This window comes from Noviherbaspirillum agri, from assembly GCF_054780595.1.
The window spans coordinates 291294-305334 of record NZ_BAAGWA010000001.1 but is presented as its reverse complement, the minus strand read 5'-3'; the positions used below and the strand labels follow the sequence as shown (position 1 = coordinate 305334).

Genomic DNA, 14041 nt, shown 5'->3' with positions numbered 1-14041 from the left:
CCGCCGCCGGCGCACTCGTATAGTGTGGCGAGAGCTGCACAGTACCGGCGATGGACGCCGCAGTGTAACTTCCCTTACCTACAAAGACAAGCTGGAGAGAACATGACGGAAGCCTACATTTACGACACCGTGCGCACGCCGCGCGGCAAGGGCAAGAAGGACGGCAGCCTGCACCAGGTCACGCCGGTCCACCTGCTCGGCAACCTGCTGCAGGCGCTGCAGCAGCGCAATGCGCTCGATACCGCGCTGGTGGACGACGTCGTGCTCGGCTGCGTTACGCCGGTGGGCGAACAAGGCGCGGACATTGCGCGCACCGCCGTGCTCTATGCCGGCTGGGACGAGTCGGTGCCCGGCGTCACGCAGTCGCGCTTCTGCGCTTCCGGCCTGGAATCGATCAACCTCGCGGCAATGAAAGTCATGTCCGGCCAAGAGCAACTGGTCGTTGCCGGCGGTGTGGAAAGCATGTCGCGCTGGACGATGGGCTCCGACGGCGGCGCATGGTTCATGGATCCGCGCGTCAACCAGATGACCGGTTTTGCACCGCAGGGCATCGGTGCTGACCTGATCGCCACCCTTGAAGGCTTCTCCCGCACCGACGTCGACAACTTCGCGTTGCAGTCGCAGAAGAAAGCCGCACGCGCCCGCGACGAGGGCCGCTTCAGCAAATCGCTGGTACCGGTGAAGGACCTCAACGGCATGGTCGTCCTCGACCATGACGAGTACATCCGCCCCGAGACCACGATGGAAAACCTCGCCGGGCTGAAGCCTGCCTTCGAGCAGATGGGCCAGATGGGCTTCGATGCGACCGCGCTGCGCAAGTACACCACCATCGAAAAGATCAACCATGTGCACCACGCCGGCAACTCGTCCGGGATCGTCGATGGCGCGGCCTTGACGCTGATCGGCAGCCGCACGATGGGCGACAAACTTGGCGTAAAGCCGCGCGCGCGCATCGTCGCGACCGCCGTCACCGGCTCCGAGCCGACCATCATGTTGACCGGCATCGCCCCCGCCGCCCGCAAAGCGCTGGCCAAGGCTGGCATGGCAGCACGGGACATCGACCTGTTTGAAATCAACGAAGCATTCGCCGCCGTCGTCATGCGCGCGGCACGCGATCTCGACATTGATCATGAACGCATCAATGTGAACGGCGGCTCCATCGCCATGGGCCATCCGCTCGGCGCCACCGGCGCCATCATCCTCGGCACGGCGCTCGACGAACTGGAGCGCACCGGCAAGTCCACCGCGCTCATCTCCCTGTGCGTCGGCGGCGGCATGGGCATTGCCACCATCATCGAGCGTGTTTAACTCCATCGAGGACCGGAAACCATGAGCGTAAATTTCGAACAAGACAGCGACAACATCGTCACGCTGACGATCGACATGCCGGGCCGTTCGATGAACGTGCTCAATGAAGAACTGACCGCACCGTTCGCCGAGACGATCGCAAAGATCGAAGCGGACAAGACGATCAAGGGCATCATCATCACTTCTGGCAAAAAAGAATTTCTTGCCGGCGCGGACATTGAAAGACTGTTCCGCATCACCGAGCCGCAACAGGCATTCGACCTCGCACAGGAGTTCAAGGCCTTCCTGCGCCGCCTTGAGCAATGCGGCCGCCCAGTGGTCGCGGCGTTGAACGGCACCGCGCTCGGCGGCGGCCTTGAGCTGGCGCTTGCCTGCCATTACCGAATTGCAGTCAACGATCCGAAGGCAAAGTTCGGCCTGCCCGAGGTCAAGCTCGGCCTGCTGCCGGGCGGTGGCGGCACGCAGCGCCTGCCGCGCCTGATCGGCATCCAGCCTGCCCTGCCCCTGCTCCTCGAAGGCAAGGAACTGCGTGCGGAACAGGCCAAGGCACAAGGCATCCTGCATGAGCTCGCCACCGACCGCGGCGACATGATGGCCAAAGCAAAGGCATGGTGCCTCGCCAACCCGAACCCGGTGCAGCCGTGGGACGACAAGAAATTTCGCTGGCCGGGTGGCGACTCCAAGAGCCCGGCCAACGTGCAGGTGTGGTCGATCGCACCGTCGATGGCCAGTGCCAAGACCTGGGGCAACTACCCGGCCGCAACCAACATCATGAGCTGCGTCTTCGAAGGTGGCATCGTCGATTTCGACACCGCCTGCGAAGTCGAGTCGCGTTACTTCGCCAACTGCGCCCTGTCGCAGGTCGCGAAGAACATGATCGGCAGCCTGTGGTTCCAGCTCAATGCCATCAACAAGGGCAAGTCCCGCCCCGAAGGCATCGCGCCGTCCAAGGTCAAGCGCGTCGGCATCCTCGGCGCCGGCATGATGGGCGCCGGCATCGCCTATGTCTCGGCGAAGGCCGGCATCGATGTGGTGCTGCTCGACGTCAGCGTCGAGAATGCAGAAAAGGGCAAAGCCTATTCCGCCACCCTTCTGGACAAGGCGGTGAAGCGCGGCCGAGAGACGGAGCAAGGCAAACAGGCCTTCCTCGCAAAAATCCAGACCACCACCGAAGTGAGGGACCTCGCCGGCTGCGACCTCGTGATCGAAGCAGTGTTCGAAGACCGCAAGATCAAGGCCGACATGACGAAGAAAACCGAAGCCGTCATCGCCAACGGCGCCGTCTTCGCGTCCAACACATCAACGTTGCCGATCACCGGTCTGGCACAGGCCAGCGAACGCCCTGCCAACTTCATTGGCCTGCACTTCTTCTCCCCGGTCGACAAGATGCCGCTGGTCGAAATCATCGTCGGCGAAAAGACCAGCGAGGAAACGCTCGCCCGCGGCTTCGACTATGTGCAGCAGATCAAGAAGACGCCGATTGTCGTCAACGACTCGCGCGGTTTCTACACTTCACGCGTGTTCGCCACCTACATCATGGAAGGCATGAAGCTGCTGATGGAGGGCCAGCACCCGCGCTCCATCGAAGTCGCCGGCCTGCAGGCAGGCATGCCCGTCGGCCCGCTCGCGCTGCACGACGAAGTCAGCCTGTCGCTGTCCTGGCACATCATGGAACAGACCCGCAAGGACTTCGAAGCTGAAGGCAAGCCGTATACGCCGCATCCCGCTACGGCAGGACTGAAAAAGATGGTGGTCGACCTCGACCGCCCCGGCAAGAAAGCCGGCAAAGGCTTCTACGACTATCCGGCAAATGAACAGAAGCACCTGTGGGCAGGCCTGAAGGACGCCTTCCCCCTCGCCGCGCAGCAGCTACCGCAGAAAGACCTGATCGAACGCCTGATGTTCGTGCAGGCGAACGAAGCGGCCAAGTGCTACGAAGAGAAGGTCGTGCTGACAGTTGCCGACGCCAACATCGGCAGCATCTTCGGCTGGGGTTTCGCCCCGTTCCAAGGCGGTGCGCTGCAGTACATCAATGCGTATGGCGTGGATAACTTTGTGCGTCGGTCGAAGGAACTGGCGGAGCGGTATGGGGATTATTTTGCGCCGGCGGGGATTCTTGTAAGTATGGCGCGGGACGGCAGGAACTTCGAGTAAACAGCCACGAAGCGGTGATTTCCTTCTTCCTCGGATGAAGGAAATCACGATGCATATGTGTTCGTGATGCACGCTCGCTCACTATGTGAGCTCATCCCTGTTTCGATTCGCCAAGAGGTTAACAGCGACGCCGGCGATGACGCCAATGAGAAGAACGGAAGAGCCAGACGGTGCAAGGACTATCGTGGCACCAAAGGCAGCCATGAGTGCTCCCTCTTTAGAACCCGGCGCAACAGCGAAGGCGACAATCACCAAAGAGGTCAAAACAGTTGCCACGGCTACGCCAAGACCAGCAAACGCACCGGCCACCTTCGAACGACCGACAAGCAGCCGATAGGAAAGCGCGGCCAGCAAAGCAGCTATTGCAGCCGCAGGAATTCCGGACAATAGAAAAACAAAGGTGGCGAAATCCTTTCCTGTGTCTCTCAAGATCAAAGCTACTCCAAGAAGAGCCGCCAAGCCAAACATCAGGCTCACGCTTCCTTTTCCAAGTGACGGTTGAAGTTTATCTGGCAGGTTGGCTACTCGCTCGGACTTCGTAGCGATAACCGTGATCATCACGACAGCAATTGGAATGGCCACGACAGCAAGGAACATAAGAAGCAGACCGGTCATGATTTGATTGGCCTTAACGTTGATACGACATAGGGCTCTTCATCTTTTGGGGTGGGCTGACGAGGTAACCCAACACTTGTCACTCAAGAATATCGGTTCATTCCCGACATCAAATTCTTTATTTCGCGTCCCACGCTTGCGTGCTCTGGCGCGAAAGTTAATTAACGTCCGACACCGCTGAACGTCGGGCCTTGCACGTTCGCCTACCGCGTTAATTTGTAAGCCAGACCACTGCGAGCACGCCACATGCCAACACCGAAACATGTGCGGCCTTTTTCGCCTTCACCCATAATCGGTCTTCAAGTTCACTTCTCCGGACTTGGCGCATATCTGCCACAAAAATGATCAGGCGTCTCTCGATTCGCCAGAGTTCCCAGGTACATCTCAAGGGATAGAGAACCGCGCCCCACAAGATCAGAACCAGACATAACGCTTGAATCGCCAACCAGACGTGATCCGCATCTGCTATTCGCATTGTTTCGTCTTCATATTTGGCGGCAGAGTCGACTAGCAATCTTTTTATATTCTGCTTCACTTTTGATTTGGTAGTTCATCGCTTATGCTCCCTAAAAATTGCAGAGTTCTTCAAATTGTTCTTGCACAAAAAAATAAATTGAAACGCCTTTTAACGTTCTCCAACTATCCGTAGTATGGCCTCCGACTAGATAAGTCTTGTTATCCACAATAATTGGGCGCAAGCGCTCGATAAAGCTCTGGAAATACTTTCCTCCATCCTGAAATTCGATCTCCACGGAGGTTTCCTGAGAGCCAGAGCTGATAATGGCCTTCTCCTTATTTCCGTCATTGTTAATATCAATTTGGTAAATGACGGTTACACCGTTTTGCATCTCTACAGGTCGAACCGCAATTCCCTTCAGATCAGGAGTGGCAATTTTCTTTGCTATTTTTTTGCAGCGCGTCTGCTTAGTGGTGTCAGTTGCGATGGCAACTTCAGCTCTTATTGAATTTTTTGGGACCGAATTAGAATTTTGCGCATGCAAATCGGAACTTATGCCTCCACATATCAGAAAGCATAATGCTAAAGTAGCGTTTAATCGTCTGATCATTTTCACTCCTTTAGGGCCGTAGCCCGTAGGTTGGGCTGACGAAGGAAGCCCAACATTCTCTCCCCGAACATCGCTCATTCCCCATATCCCGTCTCCGTTACGTTACTGCTCTCGGGCATAGCCGGCCGAAGAAAAATACGTATTTCTGGACAAGCTGATCGTTGGGCTTTGCAGCCCAACCTACCGTGTTCCCCGCGCCTGCATGCGGATTATCGCGCGACCAATTGAAGGTGTTTCATTACAAGTGTCGCGAGATCTTCGGACTGCCGGTAGTACTTGGTATCGAGTCGGTCCGACTCTGCCTCCGCGCGCCCTACCTGCAATGCCTGCTCGAGCAAAGTAGCTGTCCGTTCGGCGCCTACGGCTCGCAGGGCGTCGAGCGCCTGCCGGGCGCGACGGCGTCCTTTGTTCAGCAGGTACTGCGAGAAGCCGCCGTTATTGACTTCTGCTTCCAGTTCTCCGGCAAGAACGATAATTCTCTCGGCACGGCTGAGGCGTTTCCGGCCACTGGTACTGCATGCGTTTTTTGCAATGCCATCGTAGCGCTCGTAAAACGCTGACTGCGCCCCCATCCGGCGCTTTTGGGCTTGGGTTAGCACCTCCGGCTTTTCGACGCGATAAGTTACACTCGTGCTCTGTACGCTGGATGCGGAGTAAACACTGAATTCAATCACGCGATCGCCGCCGATCCGTGCCTCCCAGCGGCGACGGCCATCCTCGTTTTCGACTAGCTCAAGTCGCTGGCCGTTGACTGAGACCTCCTTCAGCTCGTAGGTTGGGCTGACGAAGGAAGCCCAACATTCTCTCCCCGAACATCGCTCATTCCCCATATCCCATCTCCGTTACGTTACCGCTCTCGGGCATGGCCGGCCGAAGAAAAATACGTATTTCTGGACAAGTTGATCGTTGGGCTTTGCAGCCCAACCTACCGTGCGCCCCGCGCCTGCATGCGGATTATCGCGCGACCAATTGAAGGTGTTTCATTACAAGTGTCGCGAGATCTTCGGACTGCCGGTAGTACTTGGTATCGAGTCGGTCCAACTCTGCCTCGTCTCTCCCTGCTTGCAATGCCTGCTCGAGTAAAGTCGCTGTTCGTTCGGCGCCTACAACTCTCAGGGTGTCGAGCGCCTGCCGGGCGCGACGGCGTCCTTTGTTCAGCAGGTACTGCGAGAAGCCGCCGTTATTCACCTCCGCTTCCAGTTCTCCGGCGAGAACGATAATTCTCTCGTCACGGCCGAGGCGTTTCCGGCCAGTGGTTCTGGATGCGTTTTTTGCAATGTCATCGTAGCGCTCGTAGAACGCTGACTGCGTCTCCGTCCGGCGCTTTTGGGCCTGGGTCAGCACTTCCGGCTTTTCGGCGCGATAAGTCACACTCGTGCTCTGTACGCTGGATGCGGAGTAAACACTGAATTCAATCACGCGATCGCCGCCGATCCGTGCCTCCCAGCGGCGACGGCCATCCTCGTTTTCGACTAGCTCAAGTCGCTGGCCGTTGACTGAGACCTCCTTCAGGGCGGCTCGGATTCCCCGAATGCCACCGGACTTCAACAGAGCCATCAACAGGCTCTCGATGGCCCAACGCGCGTTGTCTGCCAGCCGCGTTCCGGGCTTCTGCGCTGTCAGAACCTGTAATTCTTTCTGAATATTCGCAACAGACATAATCACCTCAGCCAGCACGCCCGGCTGACCAAGAAAGCCCAATGTAATTAGCCCATCTCCATCGATTCATTCCGCTCCCTCTCCGCTCGCAAAAAAGGCCAGCGAAAAATTCGGCTGGCCTTGAAATCATGACTTGCTGGTAAGTCCCACTAGTTGCGAGCGCGAGGACAAACCATGGCGCTCCCCTTACTTCTTCCGCACCACCACACACCCAATCGAATACCCCGCACCGAACGAGCAGATCACGCCATGCGCGCCCGCCGGCATATCGTCCTGATACTTGTGGAATGCGATGATCGACCCTGCGGACGAGGTGTTGGCGTAGGTATCGAGGATCACCGGGGCTTCCTGCGGTTCTGCGTCGCGGCCGAGCAGCGTGCGGGCGATGAGCAGGTTCATGTTGAGGTTGGCCTGATGCAGCCAGTAGCGCTTGACCTGCGGGAGTTCGAGGCCGACGTTGGTGACGGTTTCCTTGATCATGTCGGCCGCCATTGGGCAGACTTCCTTGAAGACCTTGCGGCCCTGCTGGCGGAACAGCTTGTCCGGCTTGCCGATGCCCGATTCGTCGAAGCGGTTCATGAAGCCGAAGTTGTTGCGGATGTTGTTGGAGAACTTGGTCTTGAGCTTGGTGCCGAGGATCTCGAACTGGTGCTTGGAGGTGGCGGTGTCGGCGGCTTCGATAACGACCGCGGTGCAGGCGTCGCCGAAGATGAAGTGGCTGTCGCGGTCGCGGAAGTTGAGGTGACCGCTGGTGATTTCCGGGTTCAGCATCAGCACGGCGCGGGCCTGGCCGCTCTGGATGGCGGCGACGGCGGTCTGGATGCCGAAGGTGGCGGACGAGCAGGCGACGTTCATGTCGAAGCCGTAGCCGTCGATACCGAGCGCTTCCTGCACTTCGACGGCCATCGCGGGATAGGCGCGCTGCATGTTGCTGCAGGCAACCAGCACCATGTCGATGTCGGCCGGGGTGCGTTGTGCGCGGTCCAGTGCTTCGCGTGCGGCGGCAACGCAGATTTCTGCTTGCAGGGAGAGTTCGTCGTCGGAGCGTTCCGGGATGCGTGCCACCATGCGGTCCGGATCGAGGATGCCGGTCTTTTCCATCACGTAGCGCGACTTGATGCCGGAAGCCTTCTCGATGAATCCGACGCTGGAGGGCTCGATCGCTGCGACTTCGCCGGCAGCGATGGCAGCGGCGTTGGCGGCGTTGAATTTTTCGGCGTAGGCGTTGAACGCGACAACGAGTTCTTCGTTGGAGATGGAATACGGGGGCGTGAAGAGTCCGGTACCGCTGATGACGACTTGTTTCATTGGCAATCTTTCAAATGGGGAGGCTGCTTGCTAAGCGCGGGAATCCGCGCAATTTTTACACGAAGAACGTTGCCGCCCTGCAAAATATATTAGTGCGGTCAATCTAATCGCACATTTTGCAATGACAACGAAATGGTTCTGTGCTTACGACCCAATTTGGAAGATTTCGTTCAAGCAATGAAAATGACAACTTTATGTCGCTTGTTACATCATCCCCATACCGTTGCAGCGGGATGCTGCGCCCTTACCGCCCTCATGACAGGCAAGCGAGGCCTCTGAAGACAAGACGGGCTTGCGTGCAGTTTGCGCCCGCAAGTCCGTAGCCCAAGACCATGCCAATCCGTCACTCCCAGCTGATCACGTTGCGTGTTTGCCTCTCAATCACGTGGCTGTAGCGCTGCTCGACCACGCTGCGCCGGACCTTCATCGTCGGTGTCATCAGGCCGTTGTCGATGCTCCATGTGTCCTGCAGGATGACGGATTTGGCAATCCGTTCATGCGGCTCCAACGTCGCATTCACCGCCTCCATATCGGCATTGAGCCTGCGCTCAACGTCGGCTCGCGGCTTGCGGCGCGCATCCTCGGTGAGGGTGACGATCATGATCGGCTGGGTAAGGCCGGAGCCGACCAGCATCAACTGGTCGACATCGGTGTTGCGGGCGAACGCGCATTCGATCGGGGCCGGGGCGACATATTTGCCCTTCGCCGTTTTGAACAAGTCTTTCACGCGGCCGGTGATGTAGAGGAAACCATCCTCGTCCACCCTGCCCTTATCGCCGGTGCGCAAGTAGCCATCCGCTGTGAACGCCGCCTGCGTGAGGTCCGGCGCCTTGTAATAGCCGGCCATCAGGCCGCCGTGCTTGAACAGGATTTCGCCCTCTTCCGAGAGCTTGAAACCGGAGTCAGGCAGTGGCTTGCCGACCGAGCCGACGCGGTTCTTGCCCGGCAGGCAAGCGGTCGGGTAGACCGAGGCTTCCGTCATGCCGTAGCCCTGGTAGATGTCGATGCCAAGCTTGCGGTACCAGTCCATCAGCGGCACCGGCATCGGCGCAGCGCCGACCACGCACATGCGCAAATTCTGCAAGCCGATACCGGACAGGATCTTGCGTCGCACGATATTGCGCAGGATGGGAATCATCATCATCCGGTCCAGTTTCTTCTGCGGCACCTTCTTCAGCACGCCGGCCTGGATGCGGCTGTAGACCAGCGGCACACCAAAGAAGCGCGTCGGCGCGGCCTGCGGCAATTGCTCGGCGAGCTTGTCGACGTGCTCCAGGAAGTAGACTTCCGCACCGGTGTAGAAACTACCCATTTCGATGGCAACGCGCTCGAAGGCATGCGCCAGCGGCATGTACGAAAAATAACGTTCACCCTCCTCCGGTGGCAGCATCGTGAGCGCGCCGCGCGCAGTGAAGAGGACATTGCTGTAGGTGATCATCACGCCCTTTGGCGCGCCTGTGGTACCGGAGGTGTAGACCAGCGTCATCAACGTTTCCGGTGATGGGGGCTGGTAAGCGCTGAACGGAGCATGCCGCGTGGTCAAGTCGTCCCATTGCATCTCGCCGGCAGGTGTTTCGGGATATGGAAAGGCAATGGTCTTGATACCCTTCGGCACGGCGGCCATGAACATGTCGGCATCCGGCATGGGGCCGAGGAACAGTGCCTTGGCCTCGCAATGTTCCAGGATGTAGCGCGTATTTTCCTGTGACTGCTTCGGATACAGGCCTACGCTGACATAACCGGCCATTGCGATGGCGAGGTCCGCCATGAACCAGTGCGCGGTATTGCGGCCGGATATCGCGATGCGGCTGCCGGGTTCCCAGCCCATCGCCTGCAGCGCGGTGGCCATGCGTGCCACCTGCTCTGCCGCCTGGCCCCAGGTGAAGGATTGCCATTTGCCGCGTATCGGCTGGAACAGCCATGGTTTGTCCGGCTGCTTCGATGCCCAGTGCTGCAGCATCTGTACCGGATACTTGTCTACGTTCATTCGTCGTCTCCTCGTTCCTCGCTCTTGCGATGGGTTTGTTATGAATGAAGCTAATCGACGATGATCCAGTCCTTGCCGCGACCTGCCGCCCGCCTTCCAGAGCGTTTAGCAAAATCCCGCTGGCAGCGTTGTGTCTGTCGCAAGTACATCATTTGATGCCTACGTCGGCAGACTATGCAACCGGCATTTTGTTAAACGTTCTGAGAATGATCCGCCGCTAGATCGCACCGATGGCAGACAGCGCCGACAGTTCGGCCTCGCTGATGCCGGCGGCACGCAATACCTCCTGCGTGTCCGCCCCGAGTGCGGGACTGCTGCATGTTGCCGGCAGCTCGCCGGAGAACTGCACCGGCATGCGGAATGCCGGCTTTCCATCGACGGTTTCGACAAGACCACGGGCGCGCACCTGTTCATTGTTGATTGCCTCTTCCGGAGTGTAGATCGCGGAAACGCAGCAATCTTTGTCGCCTAACAAATCCTCCCATGCATCGCGCGGACGCGATTTGAACAGCGCGGACAGCGCGGCGCGCAATGCTGCGCCGCTCTCGCCCGGACCCAGCGGCATGCCGGCCAGGTCGGGGCGATCTACCGCAGCGCAAAAATTGCGGAAGAACTTCGGCTCCAGCGCTGCCATCGCGACATGCTTACCGTCAGCGCATTCATAAACACTGTAATTGGGCAGCGCACCGGTCAGCATGTCGCTGCCGCGCGCATTGGCACGGTCGAGCGTGCGCATCGTGGCCAGTGCCATCACCTGCATCGCGAGCGTGCCGTCGAGCATGGCGGCATCCACGAAGCAACCCTTGCCGGAGGTGTTGGCACCGATCACCGCGGCAAGGATGCCCAGCGCGCAGGTAAGCGCTCCGCCGGCAAGATCGGCCATCTGGAAATTGGACAATGCGGGCGGACCATCCTGCGTGCCGCTCTGCTCCAGTGCGCCGGCATAGCCGCAGTAGTTCATGTCGTGGCCGGCGCGGTTCTTGTACGGGCCGGTCTGGCCGTAGCCGGTCAGTGCAGCATAGACGATGCGCGGGTTGATCTCGCGAAGCGTTTCATAGCCGCATCCCAGCTTGTCCATCACACCGGGGCGGAAGGATTCGATCACCACGTCGGCGTCTTCCACCAGCGTCATGAACACGGCGACGCCTTCCGGCTTGCGCAGGTCGAGCGTGAGCGACTTCTTGCCACGGTTGACCAGCTTGAACAATTCGGGCGACAGCATGCGCGCATAGTCGCCGCCATACGGTTCTTCGATCTTGATGACCTCGGCGCCCATCTGCGCGAGGTAGAGCGTGCAGAACGGGCCCGGCAGCAGCCGGGTCAGGTCGAGGATACGAATGCCTTGCAGGAGCGGATTGGTCATGGGAAGGACTCAGGATGAGGGCCATCCGGGCGCGGCAGCGGCAATGGCCGCGGTATCCGGATGGCCGGGACTGTCAGATGCCGCGCGAGATGATTTCTTTCATGATCTCGTTCGTGCCGCCGTAGATGCGCTGCGCGCGGGCGTCGACATAGGCGCGTGCGACCGGGTATTCGAGCATGAAGCCGTAACCGCCATGCAGCTGCACGCACTGGTCGAGCACCTTGCCTTGCAGGTCAGAGCACCAGTACTTTGCCGCGGCGGCGGCATCGACCTGCAACTTTCCCTGCAATTCCAGCTCGATGCAACGATCGACGAACACGCGCGCGATCTGCAGTTCGGTCTTCATTTCGGCAAGGGCGAAGCGCGTGTTCTGGAAACTCGATACCGGCCGGCCGAATGCCTGGCGATCCTTGGTGTAGGCAATCGTGGATTCGAGCATCGCTTCCGCATTGGCAACCGACGTGACGGCGATGAACAGCCGCTCCCATGCCAGTTCCTGCATCAGCATCATGAAGCCCATGCCGGGGTGCCCGACAATATTAGTCCTCGGCACGCGCACGTTGTCGAAGAACAGCTCGCAGGTGTCCTGCGCTTTCATGCCCGCCTTCTTCAGCGGCTTGCCTTTGGTGAAGCCGGGGCGGTCTGCCTCGATCACGAGCAGGCTCACGTTCTTTGCGCCGCGCGAGGCGTCGCCGGTCTTGACGGCCACGATCGCCATGTCGCAGTTGTAGCCGTTGGTGATGAAGATTTTCGAGCCGCTGACGAGATAGTCGTCGCCATCCTCCACGGCCACTGTCTTGATCGCCTGCAGGTCCGATCCGCCGCCCGGCTCGGACATCGCAATCGCCGAAATCACCTCGCCGGATGCGAGCTTCGGCAGCCATGCCTGTTTCAGCCGCTCGCTGCCATAGCGCAGCAGATAAGGCGCGACGATGTCCGAGTGCAGCGGCCAGCCGATGCCGGACGCATTCGCGCGTGCCAGTTCTTCCAGCAAGATGACGCTGAACAGCCGGTCCGCGCCGGCACCGCCATATTCCTCCGGCATGTTGGTGCAGAGGTAGCCCAGCTCGCCGGCGCGCTTCCAGATGTCGCGGTCGACGAAGCCTTGCTCTTCCCATTTTTCGTGACGCGGCATCACTTCCGCGTTCAGGAACTTGCGGAATCCCGAGCGGAATTCTTCATGGTCGGCATTGAACAGCTGGCGGGGAATCATGCTGTCCTCCCGGCATCAACGCTCGAACAGGTTTCGAGATGAGGCGTTTGCATGGCGATTGTCTCCTCTATCGTTAGTGTAATCATTCTTACATACCTGTCTTGCGTTACGGCTTTTCCGGCAAGACGGCTTTTGGTCGATATTGATTGAAAACACGCTCCATGCAAAGAGACGATCGATAGAGACCTCGCTCTAGATCAAAGGTAATTTTCATTACCTGTTAATGCGCCTTGGCATCCTCCCCTGGAGGAAACGATACGGGGGCGGCCACGGTGGACTGCGGCACCATAACCACAGCTGGCGCACGAAGTCGGTTGCTTTCCTGCCACACCGGATTTTCTGCCGCAGCTCGTTGGAGTTTGTTGGAGTTTGATGGAACCAGCAGCGAGCAGCGGATACATTCCCGATAAACGTGCTCAAACAGACAAGTGCGCGGTCCTCAGCCAGAAGTAAAAAACTGTTTCTACTGCCTGCAAGCTTTGATGGCGCCGGTCGCAGCCCGTATACTCCTCGGCATCAAACAACATCCCAACAACGAAGGAAACTTCCATGATTCGACGTCATCTCGCAGTTGCTGCCGGCCTGTGCGCCGTCATGTTGCCGGTCCATGCTGCCGACAACATCGACAACCTCTTCAGCCTGAGCCAGTCGGAATTCCGGCTGCTGTCCGAGGACCTCGGCTCGGCGCTGAGCTACAAACCGCTGACGCCGGCCGAGTCCACCGGTGTCCTCGGATTTGACCTCGGCGTCGAAGTCACTGCAACCGAGCTCGCCCACCCGGAAGTGTTTGACCGCGCCGTCTCCGGCAGTGCGCCGAGCACGCTCTACGTGCCGAAACTGCATTTGCACAAGGGCTTGCCGCTGGGGCTCGACGTCGGCGTCTCCTACGCGCAGGTACCGGGCAGCAATATCGAGCTGCTGGGTGCCGAAGTCCGTTATGCCATCCTCGAAGGCGGCATCGCCACACCGGCGCTCGGCCTGCGCGCCAGCTATACGTCGCTGCGTGGCGTGGACCAACTGGATCTGAACACGACGGGCATCGACCTCGCCATCTCCAAGGGCTTTGCCTTCATTACGCCGTATGCGGGTGTCGGCGCGGTGCGCGTAAGCAGCAAGCCGAACGATGTGCCGGGACTGAGCAAGACCAGCTTCACGCAGAACAAGGTCTTTGTCGGTGCCAACATCAACTTCGCACTGCTGAATGTCGCGGTCGAAGCGGACCGGACGGGTGACGCCACCACTGTGGGTGCAAAGCTCGGCTGGCGCTTCTAGTTTTTTGGGGATTCATCCACCCCCTGATTCCGCCGGCAGCGCCGAGTTTCATCGGACTGCTTCGGCGGATGTACCGCCCAAGGCGCTTGTCGCAG

11 protein-coding genes are annotated in these 14041 nt (G+C 59.1%); 3 read left to right on the top strand and 8 right to left on the bottom strand.

Going from position 1 to position 14041, the window contains the following annotated elements:
- Positions 1-102 precede the first annotated feature (102 nt).
- Positions 103-1308 carry an acetyl-CoA C-acetyltransferase gene (locus ACYVIA_RS01215; protein WP_460837095.1) on the top strand — a complete coding sequence of 402 codons (1206 nt, stop codon included), beginning with the start codon at positions 103-105 and terminating at the stop codon, positions 1306-1308.
- A gap of 21 nt (positions 1309-1329) precedes the next feature.
- Complete coding sequence (locus tag ACYVIA_RS01210; protein ID WP_460837093.1) at positions 1330-3462, top strand: 3-hydroxyacyl-CoA dehydrogenase NAD-binding domain-containing protein; 2133 nt, start codon at positions 1330-1332, stop codon at positions 3460-3462.
- A gap of 81 nt (positions 3463-3543) precedes the next feature.
- On the opposite strand, the gene ACYVIA_RS01205 is transcribed toward ACYVIA_RS01210, so the two are convergent.
- From ACYVIA_RS01205 to ACYVIA_RS01170, 8 genes are all read right to left on the bottom strand, one after another.
- The gene (locus tag ACYVIA_RS01205; protein WP_460837090.1) at positions 3544-4077 is read right to left on the bottom strand and encodes a hypothetical protein; all 534 of its coding nucleotides are present in this window, start codon (positions 4075-4077) and stop codon (positions 3544-3546) included.
- Positions 4078-4643: 566 nt separating this feature from the next.
- Positions 4644-5222, bottom strand: a complete 579-nt coding sequence (locus ACYVIA_RS01200; RefSeq protein WP_460837089.1) for a hypothetical protein — start codon at positions 5220-5222, stop codon at positions 4644-4646.
- A 131-nt stretch (positions 5223-5353) separates the two neighbouring features.
- Entirely contained in the window at positions 5354-5974 is a 621-nt protein-coding gene (locus ACYVIA_RS01195; protein ID WP_460837087.1) for a DMP19 family protein, read from the bottom strand.
- A 124-nt stretch (positions 5975-6098) separates the two neighbouring features.
- Positions 6099-6845, bottom strand: coding sequence for a DMP19 family protein (locus tag ACYVIA_RS01190; RefSeq protein WP_460837085.1), 747 nt, complete (start codon positions 6843-6845; stop codon positions 6099-6101).
- Positions 6846-6989: 144 nt separating this feature from the next.
- Positions 6990-8111 carry a beta-ketoacyl-ACP synthase III gene (locus ACYVIA_RS01185; RefSeq protein ID WP_460837083.1) on the bottom strand — a complete coding sequence of 374 codons (1122 nt, stop codon included), beginning with the start codon at positions 8109-8111 and terminating at the stop codon, positions 6990-6992.
- Positions 8112-8454: 343 nt separating this feature from the next.
- A complete protein-coding gene (locus ACYVIA_RS01180; protein WP_460837081.1) occupies positions 8455-10098 on the bottom strand; it encodes an AMP-binding protein in 1644 nt (547 codons plus the stop codon).
- Between the two features lie 217 nt (positions 10099-10315).
- Positions 10316-11461, bottom strand: coding sequence for a CaiB/BaiF CoA transferase family protein (locus ACYVIA_RS01175; protein ID WP_460837079.1), 1146 nt, complete (start codon positions 11459-11461; stop codon positions 10316-10318).
- Between the two features lie 73 nt (positions 11462-11534).
- Entirely contained in the window at positions 11535-12674 is a 1140-nt protein-coding gene (locus tag ACYVIA_RS01170) for an acyl-CoA dehydrogenase family protein (RefSeq protein ID WP_460837076.1), read from the bottom strand.
- 549 nt (positions 12675-13223) lie between these two features.
- Here ACYVIA_RS01170 and ACYVIA_RS01165 point away from each other — a divergent pair.
- Entirely contained in the window at positions 13224-13946 is a 723-nt protein-coding gene (locus tag ACYVIA_RS01165) for a hypothetical protein (RefSeq protein ID WP_460837074.1), read from the top strand.
- Positions 13947-14041 lie beyond the last annotated feature (95 nt).